Annotated in this window: 17 protein-coding genes and 2 tRNA genes; 12 read left to right on the forward strand and 7 right to left on the reverse strand. The window is 58.2% G+C overall.

The features are described 5' to 3' along the window. Window positions 1-99 precede the first annotated feature (99 nt). From B0B09_RS06365 to B0B09_RS06380, 4 genes are all read left to right on the forward strand, one after another. Window positions 100-1248, forward strand: coding sequence for an alpha-hydroxy acid oxidase (locus B0B09_RS06365; protein ID WP_076658880.1), 1149 nt, complete (start codon window positions 100-102; stop codon window positions 1246-1248). Between the two features lie 51 nt (window positions 1249-1299). Continuing rightward, a complete protein-coding gene (locus B0B09_RS06370) occupies window positions 1300-4743 on the forward strand; it encodes a pyruvate carboxylase (RefSeq protein WP_076658881.1) in 3444 nt (1147 codons plus the stop codon). Next, window positions 4744-5241 (forward strand): DUF2314 domain-containing protein, encoded by a 498-nt coding sequence (locus B0B09_RS06375; protein ID WP_076658882.1) that lies wholly within the window; start codon window positions 4744-4746, stop codon window positions 5239-5241. Between the two features lie 126 nt (window positions 5242-5367). Continuing rightward, window positions 5368-5442, forward strand: a tRNA-Gly gene (locus B0B09_RS06380). 73 nt (window positions 5443-5515) lie between these two features. Here the strand turns inward: B0B09_RS06380 and B0B09_RS06385 are convergent. Next, window positions 5516-6193 carry an imidazoleglycerol-phosphate dehydratase gene (locus B0B09_RS06385; protein WP_131825004.1) on the reverse strand — a complete coding sequence of 226 codons (678 nt, stop codon included), beginning with the start codon at window positions 6191-6193 and terminating at the stop codon, window positions 5516-5518. Window positions 6194-6340: 147 nt separating this feature from the next. Here B0B09_RS06385 and hisB point away from each other — a divergent pair, with 147 nt between their 5' ends. From hisB to B0B09_RS06405, 4 genes are all read left to right on the forward strand, one after another. Continuing rightward, on the forward strand, window positions 6341-6928 hold the full coding sequence (gene hisB / locus B0B09_RS06390; RefSeq protein ID WP_076658884.1) for an imidazoleglycerol-phosphate dehydratase HisB: 588 nt from the start codon (window positions 6341-6343) through the stop codon (window positions 6926-6928). Then, window positions 6925-7563, forward strand: coding sequence for an imidazole glycerol phosphate synthase subunit HisH (hisH, locus tag B0B09_RS06395; protein WP_076658885.1), 639 nt, complete (start codon window positions 6925-6927; stop codon window positions 7561-7563). Before hisB ends, hisH begins: the two co-directional genes overlap by 4 nt. 5 nt (window positions 7564-7568) lie before the next feature. Further along, window positions 7569-8480, forward strand: a complete 912-nt coding sequence (locus B0B09_RS06400; protein ID WP_076658886.1) for a glutaminase — start codon at window positions 7569-7571, stop codon at window positions 8478-8480. A gap of 78 nt (window positions 8481-8558) precedes the next feature. Next, a complete protein-coding gene (locus B0B09_RS06405; RefSeq protein WP_076658887.1) occupies window positions 8559-9032 on the forward strand; it encodes a transglycosylase SLT domain-containing protein in 474 nt (157 codons plus the stop codon). 60 nt (window positions 9033-9092) lie between these two features. Here B0B09_RS06405 and B0B09_RS06410 read toward each other — a convergent pair whose 3' ends face one another. Together B0B09_RS06410 and B0B09_RS06415 are read right to left on the reverse strand one after the other, a co-directional pair. After that, complete coding sequence (locus tag B0B09_RS06410; protein WP_076658888.1) at window positions 9093-9377, reverse strand: DUF6966 domain-containing protein; 285 nt, start codon at window positions 9375-9377, stop codon at window positions 9093-9095. 133 nt (window positions 9378-9510) lie between these two features. Then, entirely contained in the window at window positions 9511-9900 is a 390-nt protein-coding gene (locus tag B0B09_RS06415) for a DUF2147 domain-containing protein (protein ID WP_076658889.1), read from the reverse strand. A 141-nt stretch (window positions 9901-10041) separates the two neighbouring features. Between B0B09_RS06415 and hisA the strand changes: the two genes are divergently transcribed. From hisA to B0B09_RS06430, 3 genes are all read left to right on the forward strand, one after another. Continuing rightward, on the forward strand, window positions 10042-10758 hold the full coding sequence (gene hisA / locus B0B09_RS06420; RefSeq protein WP_076658890.1) for a 1-(5-phosphoribosyl)-5-[(5-phosphoribosylamino)methylideneamino]imidazole-4-carboxamide isomerase: 717 nt from the start codon (window positions 10042-10044) through the stop codon (window positions 10756-10758). A gap of 69 nt (window positions 10759-10827) precedes the next feature. Further along, window positions 10828-11589, forward strand: coding sequence for an imidazole glycerol phosphate synthase subunit HisF (gene hisF / locus B0B09_RS06425; RefSeq protein WP_055296691.1), 762 nt, complete (start codon window positions 10828-10830; stop codon window positions 11587-11589). Then, a complete protein-coding gene (locus B0B09_RS06430) occupies window positions 11586-11894 on the forward strand; it encodes a phosphoribosyl-ATP diphosphatase (RefSeq protein WP_076658891.1) in 309 nt (102 codons plus the stop codon). The genes hisF and B0B09_RS06430 overlap by 4 nt, the downstream gene beginning before the upstream one ends. 22 nt (window positions 11895-11916) lie before the next feature. On the opposite strand, the gene B0B09_RS06435 is transcribed toward B0B09_RS06430, so the two are convergent. From B0B09_RS06435 to rlmB, 4 genes are all read right to left on the reverse strand, one after another. After that, window positions 11917-13248, reverse strand: a complete 1332-nt coding sequence (locus tag B0B09_RS06435) for a serine/threonine protein kinase (RefSeq protein WP_076658892.1) — start codon at window positions 13246-13248, stop codon at window positions 11917-11919. Between the two features lie 208 nt (window positions 13249-13456). Beyond that, window positions 13457-13930, reverse strand: coding sequence for a CoA-binding protein (locus B0B09_RS06440; protein ID WP_076658893.1), 474 nt, complete (start codon window positions 13928-13930; stop codon window positions 13457-13459). 194 nt (window positions 13931-14124) lie between these two features. Beyond that, window positions 14125-14436 carry a hypothetical protein gene (locus tag B0B09_RS06445; RefSeq protein WP_076658894.1) on the reverse strand — a complete coding sequence of 104 codons (312 nt, stop codon included), beginning with the start codon at window positions 14434-14436 and terminating at the stop codon, window positions 14125-14127. 17 nt (window positions 14437-14453) lie between these two features. Next, window positions 14454-15230, reverse strand: coding sequence for a 23S rRNA (guanosine(2251)-2'-O)-methyltransferase RlmB (gene rlmB / locus B0B09_RS06450; RefSeq protein WP_076658895.1), 777 nt, complete (start codon window positions 15228-15230; stop codon window positions 14454-14456). Window positions 15231-15356: 126 nt separating this feature from the next. Here rlmB and B0B09_RS17900 point away from each other — a divergent pair. Further along, a tRNA-Tyr gene (locus tag B0B09_RS17900) sits at window positions 15357-15440 on the forward strand. Window positions 15441-15737 lie beyond the last annotated feature (297 nt).

Raw genomic sequence — 15737 nt, forward strand, 5'->3', positions numbered from 1 at the left:
TCTACTTCCGTTCTCATCGTTATTATTGGCCCAAAAAATATCCCCGCCGGAGGCTCCGACCCATTGCCAAGCACACCTGAGCCGCAATAGCGTCAGCCCATGACATACCATAGCCGCTACCCCGCCATTTCCGATCTCAAGGCCCGCGCGCGCAGGCGGATGCCGCATTTCGTGTGGGAATACCTCGATAGCGCCACGGGGGTAGAGGCCACACAGAAACGCAACCGCGCGCAGCTGGATCAGGTGTTGTTCAACCCCTCGATCCTGCACGGCGAATTCAAACCCGATCTTTCGACAAGCCTGCTGGGCCACACCCACCCGCTGCCGATTGGCATCGCTCCTGTCGGCATGTCCGGGCTGATCTGGCCCGGCGCGGAACAGATGCTGGCGCGCACAGCCGCCGCCGAAAATATCCCCTACGCCCTGTCCACTGTCGCCAGCCAGCTGCCCGAAGACGTAGGCCCCCATGCAGGCCCGCACGCATGGTTCCAGCTCTATCCGCCGCGCGACCCCGGCATCCGGGATGATCTTCTCAAGCGCGCCCGAGACAGTGGCTTCACCGCCATCGTGCTGACGGTGGATGTTCCCGTTGCATCGCGCCGCGAACGCCAGACCCGCGGGGGGCTGACACAACCGCCGAAACTCACGCCAAGACTGGCAATACAGGCGGCGCAATGCCCCGCATGGCTGAACGGGATCCGCAAGACCGGCATGCCACGGCTGCGGCTGATGGAGAGCTATTCGGATATCAAAGGCACCCTGCCTTCAAACGAACATGTGGGGTATCTTTTGCGCACCTCGCCCGATTGGGACTATTTCAAAGTGCTTCGCGATGCATGGGACGGTCCGCTCATCGTCAAAGGCGTCAGTCTGCCCGAGGATGCCGCGCGCCTGACGGCGGAAGGCGCCGATGTGATCTGGGTCAGCAACCACGCAGGCCGTCAGTTCGACGGTGGCCCATCCACGATCGAAACGCTGCCGCAAGTGCGCGCGGCTACCGATTTGCCCGTCATTTTCGACAGCGGCATCGAAGGTGGATTGGATGTCTTGCGCGCACTCGCATTGGGTGCGGATTTCGTCATGCTTGGTCGTGCCTTCCATTACGGCGTGGCTGCCTTGGGTGAACCGGGGGCCGCCCATGTACTTGATATCCTGCGACAAGACATGATCAGCAATATGGGCCAATTGGGCACACGGACATTGGCCGATGTGCCCGCACGCCTGCGCAAACCACCGCAATCGTCCTAGACGCGCGGCAGATTGCCGCTTAGTAATGCTGCAACTGCAAAGGAACGATCTATGGCTGACTTCAAGAAAATTCTCATCGCGAACCGCGGCGAAATCGCCATTCGCATTATGCGGGCTGCCAATGAAATGGGCAAGAAAACGGTCGCCGTCTTTGCCGAAGAAGACAAGCTGGGCCTGCACCGTTTCAAAGCCGATGAAGCCTACCGGATCGGCGAAGACCTTGGCCCCGTGGCGGCCTACCTGTCGATTGATGAAATCATCCGCGTCGCCAAGATGTCCGGTGCGGATGCGATCCATCCCGGCTATGGCCTTTTGTCCGAAAACCCCGATTTCGTTGATGCCTGCACCGCCAATGGCATCACCTTTATCGGCCCCAAGGCCGAAACCATGCGCCAGTTGGGCGACAAAGCCAGCGCGCGCCGCGTGGCGATTGAAGCCGGCGTGCCCGTCATCCCCGCGACCGAAGTGCTGGGTGACGATATGAAAGCGATCAAGAAAGAGGCGGCCGAGGTCGGCTATCCTTTGATGCTCAAGGCATCCTGGGGCGGTGGTGGACGCGGTATGCGCCCGATTATGTCCGAGGACGAGCTGGAAGAAAAAGTGCTCGAAGGCCGCCGCGAGGCCGAGGCCGCTTTCGGCAATGGCGAGGGCTATCTGGAAAAGATGATCATGCGCGCCCGCCACGTCGAGGTGCAAATTCTGGGCGATAGCCACGGCCAGATTTATCACCTGTGGGAGCGGGATTGTTCCGTCCAGCGTCGCAACCAGAAGGTCGTGGAACGTGCCCCTGCCCCGTACCTGAGCGGCACCCAGCGCGAACAGCTTTGCAATCTGGGCAAGAAAATCTGCCAGCATGTGAATTACGAATGCGCAGGTACGGTCGAATTCCTGATGGATATGGACAGTGGCGAGTTCTATTTCATCGAGGTGAACCCCCGCGTGCAGGTCGAACACACCGTCACCGAAGAGGTGACCGGGATTGACATCGTACGCGCACAAATCCTGATCGCCGAGGGCAAATCACTGGTCGAGGCGACAGGCTGTGCCAGCCAGTATGATGTGAAACTCGACGGTCACGCCCTGCAATGCCGTGTGACGACCGAGGACCCGCAGAACAACTTTATTCCCGATTACGGGCGCATCCAGATGTACCGGTCTGCCACGGGTCCGGGCATCCGTCTGGACGGGGGCACTGCCTATTCCGGTGCTGTCATCACGCGCTATTACGACAGCCTGCTGACCAAAGTAACCGCCCGCGCGCCGACACCTGAAATGGCGATTGCACGCATGGACCGTGCGCTGCGCGAGTTCCGTATTCGCGGGGTGTCGACCAACATCGCTTTCGTGGAAAACCTGCTCAAGCACCCGACATTCCTGAACAATGAATACCATACCAAATTCATTGACGAGACACCGGACCTTTTCAAATTTTCCAAGCGCCGTGACCGTGCGACAAAAATCCTGACCTATATTGCGGATATCACCGTGAACGGACACCCCGAAACCACAGGCCGCCCGCGTCCTGCCGCGGATGTGAAACCACCGCGCCCACCAGTGAAGCCGACCACGGACGTGACCCCCGGCACCCGCAATATCCTTGACGAATTCGGACCAGAGGCGGTCGCCGACTGGATGCGCGATCAAAAACAGCTTTTGATCACCGACACCACGATGCGTGACGGGCACCAGTCTTTGCTGGCAACGCGCATGCGCTCCATTGATATGATCAACGCAGCCCCCGCCTATGCAGCTAAAATGCATCAACTTTTCAGCGTCGAGTGCTGGGGCGGTGCGACCTTTGATGTGGCCTATCGTTTCTTGCAGGAATGTCCGTGGCAGCGGCTGCGCGATATCCGTGCGGTCATGCCCAATATCATGACGCAGATGTTGCTGCGCGCCTCGAACGGCGTGGGCTACACCAACTACCCCGATAATGTGGTGCAAAGCTTTGTGGCGCAGGCGGCAAGTTCTGGTGTCGATGTGTTCCGCGTTTTCGATAGCCTGAACTGGGTCGAAAACATGCGCGTGGCCATGGATGCGGTGATCAAGGCCAATAAGGTTTGTGAAGGGACGATCTGCTACACGGGCGACCTGCTCGACCCGAACCGCGCGAAATACAACCTGAAATACTATGTCGGCATGGCCAAAGAGCTTGAAGCCGCAGGCGCGCATGTGCTGGGTCTGAAAGATATGGCGGGTTTGATGAAACCTGCGGCGGCAACGGCACTTGTTAAAGCGTTGAAAGAAGAGACTAATCTGCCAATCCACTTCCACACCCATGATACGTCCGGTGCGGCGATTGCGACGATCCTTGCAGCCACTGCTGCGGGTGTTGATGCAGTTGACGCAGCGATGGACGCCCTGTCGGGCAACACCTCGCAGCCGACCTTGGGCTCGATCGTCGAGGCGCTGCGCGGTGACGCCCGCGACACCGGTCTCGACATCAAGGCAATCCGCGAGATCAGCAATTATTTTGAACAGGTCCGCGCCCATTATACGGCGTTTGAAAGCGGACTACAGGCGCCGGCATCCGAGGTTTACCTGCACGAAATGCCCGGCGGTCAGTTCACCAACCTCAAAGCACAGGCGCGGTCCTTGGGGCTTGAGGAACGCTGGCACGAGGTCGCACAGACCTATGCCGATGTGAATGCGATGTTTGGTGATATCGTCAAGGTCACACCCTCTTCCAAAGTTGTGGGCGACATGGCCCTGATGATGGTCAGCCAGAACCTGACCCGCGCACAGGTTGAAGACCCTGATGTTGACGTCGTGTTCCCCGACAGCGTGGTCGACATGATGCATGGTGATCTGGGGCAACCGCCGGGTGGGTGGCCTGCGGCAATCCAGAAAAAGATCCTCAAAGGCGAAAAACCGATCACGGACCGCCCCGGCAAGCACCTTGCCCCTGTCGATCTGGAAGTGGCGCGCGCGGATTTGTCGAGCCAGCTTGAAGGCAAGGCGGTGGATGACGAGGACCTCAACGGCTATCTGATGTACCCCAAGGTGTTCCTTGACTACATGGGCCGCCACAGGACCTATGGCCCCGTGCGCACACTGCCAACCAAGACTTTCTTTTACGGGATGGAACCCGGCGAAGAAATCACAGCCGAAATCGACCCGGGCAAGACGCTTGAAATCCGCCTGCAAGCCGTGGCCGATATGAACGAGGACGGGGAGGTCAAAGTGTTCTTTGAACTCAACGGACAACCGCGCACCATCCGTGTCATGAACCGGCTTGCGGCATCAGAAAAAGTGTCGCGCCCCAAGGCCGAAAACGGCAACCCCAACCACATCGGCGCGCCGATGCCGGGGGTTGTTGCGACGGTGGCAGTGGTGGCTGGAAAAACCGTGAAACAGGGCGATCTGCTGCTGACCATTGAGGCGATGAAGATGGAAACAGGGATTCACGCCGAGCGCGACGCCGTGGTCAAAGCCGTGCATGTGCAGGCAGGCAGCCAGATTGATGCCAAAGACCTCTTGGTGGAGTTTGAGTAGATGACGGTATCAAAATCGGTCTTTGCAGGCGTCATCGCCTTGATCTTACTGGGCGGCCCGTTGTCTGCCGAAGGCGACCCAACCTATGGGTTCTCTCCCGACGATCCCGGCATGAACGCGGCGATGGCCGGAGCACGAGACACCCTTGATGCATTTATCGCCAATACGATGGTTGACGGACAATCAGGCGCGCAGACCATGATCAAGGTCGCCATCCCGACCGATGACGGCAATGAAATCATCTGGATAGCTCCATTTGCCCAACTTTCAGCGACCGGATGGGTTGGTATACTGGCCAACCAGCCGCAGATGATCGCAGGTGCTAACGCGGGTGACACCGTTGAATTCGCGGGCGAACAGATCGCGGATTGGGCCCTTTTCGGGGATGATGGGCTCTTGTACGGCGGCTATACGCTGCGCGAGATGGTCGCCAGCGGCGCCGTAACTGAAGATGCGATGCCGCCCATGTCTGGTGATCCTGTACCGCAAGACTGGTGATCACGTTGCCTGACGCAGGTGCCCCAAAAGGGTCTTGGCCACCAAAAGCAGAAAAACACGGATTGGTGTGATTTTGGTCTTGCAGAACGCCGCAACTCTTTATAGATCACGCCTCACGAAACGGATGCGGGCGTAGCTCAGGGGTAGAGCATAACCTTGCCAAGGTTAGGGTCGTGAGTTCGAATCTCATCGCCCGCTCCATTTCGAAAAGCCAAAGGGCCGCAGCGTTTGCTGCGGCCCTTTGGCTTTTCGTGGCAAAAACATTTCGAGACGGTTAGCTCGCTTGTGCGGCCGCAGGCGGTGGCGCTTGTAAAAAATGCGGCAGGGCTGTCTTGCGAAAGAGCGCTGCAACCTCTGCTGGCACAGGATCGTTTGTGTGCTGGAACACCATGCTTCCAGCCGCAACTGCCATTTCGGACAAGGCAGGTGCCGCAATCGCAACATCGGCGTAATCCGGCTCTTCGTTGTCCCATTCATCTGCCACTTCGGTCATCTGTGCATGCAACAAAAGCAAGGGTTCAGGCTGCGGTGTTTCGAACACTTCCGGCACCTCGGCAACGTCCGCTTCCTCAACAAAGACCGGCAGGGGCATCGGCGCACTGACCGCAGAGAGTGCCAGCTTTCCCAAGATTCGCGCGGTCGTATCATGCCCGACCAGCCCATAAAGGCTCGGGATCAGCTCAAACAGGTCATCGGTTTGTTCTGCTGTCCGGTCTGTCACAAGAATCGCGCTGAGATGCGGGTTTCTCCGCTCGGCGGAAAGAGCGATCGCGTGGGTCAGCTGCCCCTCCACCCGTTCATCCATGATCAGCAGATCAATGGTATCCAGACGGATCAGCGCATGGGCAAGCGCCTGCGTATCAACCGACAGGATCTGGAACCCCTTGTCGATCAGCGCGTGGGCTGTGGAAAGGGATGCGGCGGCATCGTTGCGTAGTATGAGGGCTTTCATCGGATTCTCCTGATCAATGACTTTCCACCTGACCATACGAATCGAACCTTTAAATTTTGTTGAAAATGCCACAGCAGAATGTGTCAGGCTTGGCCCCTGCCCCAGTTCCGCCTATAGAGCAGAGGCAACACCAAAGGACGCGACACCATGCGGACAGCTACTATCACCCGCCAAACGGCAGAAACCGATATTTCGGTGACGATCAACCTTGATGGCACAGGCGTTTATGACAACCAGACCGGCGTGGGCTTTTTCGACCACATGCTGGACCAGCTGTCGCGCCATGCGCTGATCGACATGACGATCCGCGCCAAAGGTGATCTGCACATCGACGATCACCACACGGTCGAGGACGTGGGCATTGCTTTGGGTCAGGCCCTCACACAGGCACTCGGCGATAAACGCGGCATCCGCCGCTACGGCAGCTGCCTCCTCGCGATGGATGACGCACAAGTCCGCTGTGCGCTTGATCTCTCGGCGCGCCCATACCTGATTTGCAACCTTGATCTGCCTTTCGGCAAAATCGGCACGTTCGATACCGAACTGGTACGCGAGTTCTTTCAGGCGCTCAGCACCCACGGCGGTATCACACTGCACATCGACAAATTGCACGGCTTTAACGCACACCACATCGCCGAGGCCGCTTTCAAAGCTGTCGCGCGCGCTTTGCGTGAAGCAGTAGAAACCGATCCGCGCAAAGCCGATGCTATTCCATCGACCAAGGGCAGCCTATGACAACCGCACTCGTCGATTATGACAGCGGCAACCTGCACTCGGCGCAAAAGGCGTTCGAGCGTATGGCGGCCGAGGTCGGGTCGGGGTCCATCATCGTGACCTCTGATCCGGATGTTGTCGCCAAGGCGGACCGGATCGTGCTGCCCGGTGATGGTGCCTTTCCGCATTGCCGGGGTGAACTCTTTGCGCGCAGCGGTCTGGCCGAAGCAATTGTCGAGGCTGTGACAACCCGTGCGCGCCCTTTCTTTGGCATTTGTGTCGGCATGCAGATGATGGCGACCACCGGCCATGAATACGAAGACACACCCGGCTTTGATTGGGTGGCGGGTGATATCCGCAAGATCACGCCAGCTGATCCCAAGCTGAAGGTCCCGCACATGGGTTGGAACGATCTGGTGATCGACCATCCGCATCCGGTGCTGGAAGGCATTGAAACGGGCGATCACGCCTATTTCGTCCATTCCTATGCGATGGATGTAACCCACCCTTCCGAGCGTCTGGCGCATGTGGACTATGGTGGCGACGTCACGGCAATTATTGGACGTGACACCATGATCGGGACGCAATTCCACCCCGAGAAAAGCCAAGCGGCAGGGTTGCGCATGATCGGCAACTTCTTACGCTGGCAACCCTGACGCGGATGGATCTGGCCCGCATTGTCGCCGACATCGGTGCGGAAATGGCCGCTGCCCCTGACCGTGGCGCGGTGGCGGATTATATCCCCGAACTTGGCGCGGTTGATCCCGCGCATTTCGGCATGGCGATTGTGACAGCCGACGGGGCGGAGGTGCATACAGGTGATGCGGCGACGCCCTTCTCGATCCAGAGCATTTCCAAGGTTTTTACACTGGCGCTGGCCTTGGGCCGCTTGGGGGACCAGCTTTGGGCGCGTGTGGGGCGTGAACCCTCAGGCCTTGCGTTCAATTCGATCCTGCAACTGGAATCCGAACATGGCATTCCCCGAAACCCTTTTATCAACGCAGGCGCTTTGGTCACGACCGATGCGATCCTTGCCGGCCATGCGCCGCGCGAAGCCTTGGGGGAAATCCTGCGATTTATCCGTGCGGCAGCAGGCGATGATGATATCCATATCAACCCCGCAGTTGCGCAGTCCGAGCAAGACACAGGCGACCGCAATCTGGCGCTGGCGCATTTCATGCGGGCCCACGGGAACATGAAAAATCCCCCTGCCCTGACGTGCGGCACCTATTTCCATCAATGCGCAATCGAAATGACCTGTCTGCAACTGGCCCGCGCAGGGCGTTTCCTGATGGGCGGGACAGACACACCAACCCTTGTCAGCCCCGAACGCGTCCGCCGCCTGAACGCGCTGATGATGACCTGTGGGCACTATAACGGATCTGGCGAATTTGCCTTCCGCGTGGGGCTTCCGGGCAAAAGCGGTGTCGGCGGCGGTATTCTGGCCATCGTACCGGGATGCGCGTCCATCGCGGTATGGTCACCGGGACTGGACCAGAACGGCAATTCGCAACTGGGAACGCTGGCGGTGGAACGGCTGGTGCATGCCACCGGATGGTCGGTTTTCAGCTGATGTGTTGAAAACACCTTGCAGAAGCGCCGCCGCGCTTGGCAAACATGGTGTAAGAACAAACACAGGTAGAGACCAACGATGCAGAAACTGACACGCCGCGTCATATGTGCCGGAGCACTTGCACTGCTGGCCGGTTGCGGCAGAAGCAACCGCCAAACTGAAACTCCGCGCCGCCGGAGTATCCCACTTTACCCCAATGAGACGCCCGAACTGCGCCGCCTGATCAACAAATACGCCGATGTGCACGGGATTCCGGTCACTCTTCTGCACCGTGTGATCGTCCGCGAAAGCACACATAATCCTGCCGCACGCAACGGGCCCTATTACGGGCTGATGCAAATCCACCCGCAAACAGCGCGCTCGATGGGGTATCGCGGGGCACCCGAAGGGCTGTTGGACGCCGAAACCAACCTGATCTACGCGGGGCGCTACCTGCGCGGGGCATGGCTGGTGTCGGACGGGGACGAGGCGACCGCCGTCAGCTGGTATGCGCGGGGCTATTACTATGAGGCCAAGCGGCGCGGATTGCTGGAAGAGACAGGGTTACGATGAAGGATGAATTGAACTGGGCAAATGACGGCTAAGCGGACGGAACTGCCGTTCGACAAAATGCTACTTCAACGCCTGAGCAAATATGTAAGCACGCCGTCTCTCTGCATCAAACTCACTATTTATAGGCATTGGCGCGTTCAAGACCAAGTCGTTAAGGCTTCCCATTCCTCCGAAAAACCCCAAGAACATTTCGACGCTGTAACCATCTGATTTCTCTGCGATCTCGCGGACTTTACGCACCCTTTCGTTCCAAAAATTACCCTCATGTATTGACAAAATTGCTTCGAGCCTTCGCAGGCTGCAGATGAAGCTTTCAACTTCAGGGTGGAGCGATTTGTTTTCCATGACTTAGAAAATCTCATGCGGAAACCCAGGAAGCAAGACGTATCGACATGGTATGTCTGGGCTCTAAGCAGACATTCATTCACCAAAAAACCCCCGCGTTGCGGGGGTTTTCGCGCCTCGTGGTGGTCCGGCCTTAGCCTAAGCGCTGCCAGTTCTGGCTGGAGCACAACAGGCCGCCCGCCACGCAACCACGTAGGCGCAGGCTGTTGCCGTTCACATCCATTTTCCCGATGTAGATCTTGTTGTTGGACGGGCGCCAGACCGATCCTTCGTAGGCCCCGTCACCCTGTGGGACCATGTCGATTACAAGCGTCTTGCCGATGTTCTCGGACTGATACTCCCCATCGGCGTTGAACGTCCGGCTGATTACGCCACAGACAGCGGCACCGCATGGGGCGATTGTGATATGCGCATATGCGCCGTCATCGACCTCGGTCTGCCAGACGCCAAGGGCCGCGTCTTGGGCGGATGCAGTGGTCGCAAAGGCAACCAGTGAAGCTGCCAAAATCAAAAATTTCTTCATACTCAATTCCTCCCTGAGTTCTGATGCCGATCATGAGAGCGAAATGCCTTTACGATCAAGAAAGACGTTGGGTCAAAGCCTGCGTTGCAATCCCGCGCTGCCCATGCATAAACGCGCACAAACGTGAAAGGTATCCTGACGATGATCCTCTATCCTGCCATTGACCTCAAAGACGGAAACGCAGTGCGGCTTGTGCATGGCGACATGGATCAGACGACAGTCTTTAACGAGGACCCTGCAGCACAGGCCAAGGCATTCGTGGCCGCAGGCTGTGCGTGGTTGCATCTAGTCGATCTTAACGGCGCTTTTGCAGGTGAACCCGTGAACGCCGCACCTGTTGAGGCCATTCTGAAAGCCTGCCCTGTGCCCGCACAACTGGGTGGCGGCATCCGCGACATGGCCACGATTGAACGCTGGCTCGACAAAGGGTTGGCGCGCGTGATTCTGGGAACCGTCGCCGTGGAAAACCCCGAGCTGGTCCGCGAAGCGGCACGCGCCTTCCCCGGCCAGGTGGCGGTCGGCCTTGATGCGCGCAACGGGCGCGTCGCCACACGCGGCTGGGCGGAAGAAACCGACGTGATGGTCACCGACCTTGCCAAATCATTCGAGGACGCAGGGATTGCCGCGATCATCTACACTGACATCCTGCGCGATGGCGCCATGAAAGGCCCCAACATCACCGCGACCGCTGACCTTGCACGCGCCGTCAATATCCCCGTGATCGCCTCTGGCGGCGTCTCGTCGATGGACGACCTGACCGCGCTCAAAGCCACCGGCGTGATCTCGGGTGCAATATCGGGCCGCGCGCTTTATGACGGGGCAATCGACCTCAAATCGGCTCTGGCAGCACTTCGCTAGCTCCTTTTCTTTGAAAAAACCCCGAACAGCACGCTTGCGGCACGCCCTGCCCGCGCTTAGACAGAACCCATGCTGAAAACACGCATCATCCCCTGTCTGGACGTCGCCGAAGGCCGTGTCGTCAAAGGCGTGAACTTTGTTGACCTGATCGACGCAGGCGATCCTGTGGACGCAGCCATTGCCTATAATGCGGCGGGTGCGGATGAGCTTTGTTTTCTCGATATCATGGCCACGCAGGAAAACCGCGGCACGATGTTTGATCTTGCCACCCGCACAGCCGAGCAGTGCTTTATGCCGCTGACCATCGGTGGTGGCGTGCGCACGCACCATGACGTGCGTGATCTGCTGCTGGCAGGAGCCGATAAGGTCAGCTTTAACTCTGCCGCTGTCGCCAACCCCGATGTCGTGGCCGAGGCCGCCATGCGTTTCGGGTCGCAATGCATCGTCGTGGCGATTGACGCCAAGACAGTCGCACCCGGCAAATGGGAGATTTTCACCCATGGCGGACGACGTGCAACGGGCATTGATGCGGTGGAGTTCGCCAAAACTGTTGTGGCAAAAGGCGCGGGTGAAATCCTGCTCACATCCATGGACCGTGATGGCACAAAGGCAGGGTTCAACCTGCCCCTGACCCGCGCTATATCCGACGCGGTCGACGTGCCTGTGATCGCATCCGGCGGCGTGGGCACGCTGGATCACCTTGTCGAAGGCGTGACCGAAGGTGGGGCCTCTGCCGTCCTTGCCGCGTCAATCTTCCACTTTGGCACCTACACGATCGGCGAAGCCAAGGCCCATATGGCCGCCGCTGGCATCCCTGTGAGGCTGACATGACCCTGAACGACCTGTCCGAGATCATCGCCGCACGCAAATCCGCTGATCCTGACAGCAGCTGGACTGCGAAACTTCTGTCCCAAGGACCGGAAAAATGCGCAGAAAAATTCGGTGAAGAGGCGATTGAAGCCATTATCGAGGCGGTGAAGGGCGACAAGGCGCGTCTGACATCCGAGGCGGCAGATGTGCTTTATCACCTGCTCGTTATGCTGACCGCCTGTGATGTGGCACTGGACGATGTGATTGCGGAATTGGCTGCGCGCCAAGGCACGTCCGGTATCGCCGAGAAAGCCGCGCGCGGCTAACTGCGCACGACCCACAAAACGACTACCTTCCGCGAGAGACCCATTCGAGGATCTTTGAGGAAATCCGTTCATCCTCAGCGTGCTGTTGTACCTGCTCGGCCTCTTGTTCCGCCAGTGCCGCCAAACGCGCCTCTTCTGCAAGGCGTGCCTCTTTGGCCTGACGCGCTGCTTCAATTGCCGCGGCACGTGCAGCCTCAAGCCGCCTTTGTTCTTCAACCTCAAAGGTTTCGCGGTTGAACTCCTCAACCCACGCGGGCTTGAAACCATCGCGTTTTGGCGTCGCCTCTTTGCGCGGGGCCGGTGTTTCGACGCGCTTTTGTGCATCTTCGCTCAAGACGTGCTTGTTGGTTTCTTCGATCAGCTCACTCAGCGTTTTTGTCAGCGTTTTGTTTTCAGGTATTTTGACCGATTTGACCTTCTTGGTTTCCTGCGCGATCAGGTCCAACCAATCCTTTGCAGACTGGATGCGCTCTTTCGGGGAGACGCGCATCGCCTGGTCGATCGCCGCGAGGAACGCGGTTTCATATTGCGGAAAGCGGCCTGCAATGGGCTCATAGGGGTCAGGCTCACCGCCAGCCATCGCTGACACACGGATCTGGCTGTCAGGCGGTGCTTCACCCGTAATCAGATGGTACATCGTTGCGGCCAACGCATAAAGGTCACTGCAAGGCCCCTGCACGCCACCGGCGACATAGAATTCATGTGGTGAATAGCCGTCTTTGACGACGAGCATTTTCGAAACGGCATTGGTCTTCTGGCTTGCATCCTCGCGGGCGGCGCCAAAGTCGATCAAAGCGGGCGTGCCCCATTTATCCAGCAGGATATTGTCGGGGGAAATATCTCTGTGCAGCAGGTCGTTACTGTGCACCAGTTCAATCGCGTCCAGCACCTTCACCAGAATATCGCGTACCTGATCGGGGCTCAGCGCGTCATTGTCATCCTCGATCACATCAAGCAGGTCGCGCCCCTCGAACAGATCCAGCACCATATAGGCAGTGCCGTTTTCTTCAAACGCCTGATGGACGCTGACGATATTGGGGTGGCGCAACTTGGCGATACTGCGCGCCTCGCGCATGAACATCTCGACGATCTGGCGGTATTGCGCATCATGGGAGGGGGCGTTCACGGTGACGCGGTTGCCAAAACGCATACAGACTGATGCCGGAAAACACTCCTTGATCACAACAGGACGTTCCAAAAACGTGTCCATCGCCAAATAGGTTATCCCGAATCCGCCCGCACCGATCTGACGGTCAATCTTGAACTTCCCATCCAGCAGTTCCAAGCCAGTGGGCAAGCCCTGCCCCTGACTTTCATAAATCTGAGATGGGTCAATGATGCGTGTTTCTTGCATTGATTATCCATAGTCGTGAAGCACAACGGAAAAACAAAGACTGCTACTGGAACTAACTAATAGATGTGACGGCGCGCCAATGAGTCAATGACGAAACACTTGCAATTTAATGCGTATAGAATCGGCTTACCGCACCATCACCATAACCCTGTTAGCTAAATGTGCCATTCTTGTGGCACATTATGGCTTTTTTAATAAAAGCGTTTGTTTACAACTGCAACTTTGACGAGATTATGCCGGTGGCAAAACCCGCCATACGCAACTCAGAGAATAATCTCTGGTATTCGATCTTCGGACAACGGTCCTCAATCACATCAACGCCACGGGCTTGTGCCTCGGCTGCGGCTTGCGGATGCGACACGCCGATCTGCATCCAGATTGTTTGCAGGTTGGGCCACCTTGCAAGCGATGCCGTCACAATGGGCGGCACCTGTTCGGACCGGCGAAAGATATCGACCATATCCACATCATCGGGAATGTCGGACACGTCACCATAGACCTTTTCCCCCAAAAGCGTCTGGCCCGCCAAACCGGGGTTCACAGGGATAATCCGGTAGCCTTTCAGGCTAAGATAACGCGCCACGTAATAGCTGGGGCGGATTTCATTCGCGGACACGCCCACGATCGCAATCGTTTTCGTGCGCTTTAGAATCGTGCGGAGGTGGTCGTCGCTATAGCTCATGCCGCAACATACACTGCGCGTTCATAAGAAAAAAGCGCCCGGACACACCGGGCGCAAGTCATGGAACGAGGGACAGTGAGACAGTGCACGCCTGTTCCGAAGGCGCGCCGTCCCTACCGAGATGTGTGCGACAGATGCACAAACGAAGAGACCCTCAAGCGAATGTGATAGGGCGTGTGCCGGGGGATGATGCGTCAGTCGAAAATCTCATCGACAACGTCTTCGACAACATCCCAGACTTGCGACATGATGCGGCGGCCAAAACTCTTGGATTTCTTACGTTTCGTAGGGCGCTCATGGCGGTATTCGGGATACTTCTCGACCCGTTTCCGCGGCGTAGGACGGGCGGGTGCCGCCGCGGGCGCAGTTTGCTTTGGCAGCATCTTGAGCGCCCGTAGGGGTGCACCGCAGTTGCTGCATGTCAGCTCGTGCCGATCATTGCCGCGCAGGACAAGGGCGGCTTTGGTTCCGCAATAACAACATGTCGCAATCTTTGTGGCAGCCATCAATCCGGTCCCGTCATTCAGCCTTTGACAGCATATAGGGCCACTGCCGCCGCATTTGAGACGTTAAGCGATCCAAATCCGGCTGCTGCGTCGATTTTGACCAGTGCGTCGCAGGTTTCACGTGTTTTTTCGCGCAATCCCGGCCCTTCAGCCCCCATCACCAGAGCGACTGGACGGTCGCGCTTGCCCTCAACAGCGGCCTCGATCGTGGTTTCTGCTTCGCCATCAAGGCCCAGCACAAGATAGCCCATGTCCTTCAGCGCCGCCATGGCATCCGCCAGATTGCGCACCCGCAAATAGGGTTGCCGCTCCAGCGCCCCACTAGCCGTTTTCGCCAAAGCGCCTGTTTCGGGGGCAGAATGACGCTGGACCGCAACAACAGCGCGCGCACCGAAGACCTCGGCAGACCGCAGGATCGCACCCACATTGTGGGGATCGGTCACGCGGTCAAGCAGCACAATGCGCGGTGGCATGGGGCCATCGCCCAGCGCCACATCTTGCAGGCTGCCCCAATCAAGCGGTTTGACTTCCAGTGCAGCCCCCTGATGCACCGACTGCGGATCAAGCGGGGCTGCGAATTTGCGTGGATCGGAGATCTCGGGTTCCATTCCGCTTTGCGCCACCGCATCCCCTAGCCGTTCCAGCGCATTGCGCGTCACCACCAGCCGCAGCTTGGTGCGGGCGGGGTTTTCCAGCGCGTCGCGCACCGCGTGCAGACCAAACAGCCAAACGGTTTCCTGAGCGGCAATCCGTTTGCCCTGCTCTTTTGCAATCACCCACTTTGGCTTTTTCATCTGCTTTCCTATCGCGCATGTTCGCCCCCGCGATACCCCACTCGGGCGTGGCTGTGAAGAGGATCACATTTAACCCCACTTTTGCGGTTGACGCACCCTAGGGGCGCGGGTAATCAGCGCTTGGTTGGGCGACAGGCCGCAAGGTGTGGCAGGGGACTGTAACTCCCTCGAGGCGACTCACGCCTGGTTCGATTCCAGGGTCGCCCACCATTCTGTCTTGGGACAGAGACTTAGACGCGTGATTTTCCCGTGCACAGCACAGGTGAAAATCTACATGCGCTATCCAGCCCTTAAGCAACTCGAGACACGGCATTTTTTACTTATGCCTGCCCTTTTCACCCGGTGGGAAAGGACCCGCAGTTGCAGCTGTCCTTCTGGACGCGATATCCAAAAACGGCGTCTCACTTAGCCCGTGTGCTGTTCATCCTTGGACAATCCTTGCTTGCGGGACCAACGGTGAAGCCATGACATACCCCGATGACCTCGCGGGGCGTTGGGACAAACCGC

Source organism: Yoonia rosea, from assembly GCF_900156505.1.
GTDB classification, from domain to species: Bacteria; Pseudomonadota; Alphaproteobacteria; order Rhodobacterales; family Rhodobacteraceae; genus Yoonia; species Yoonia rosea.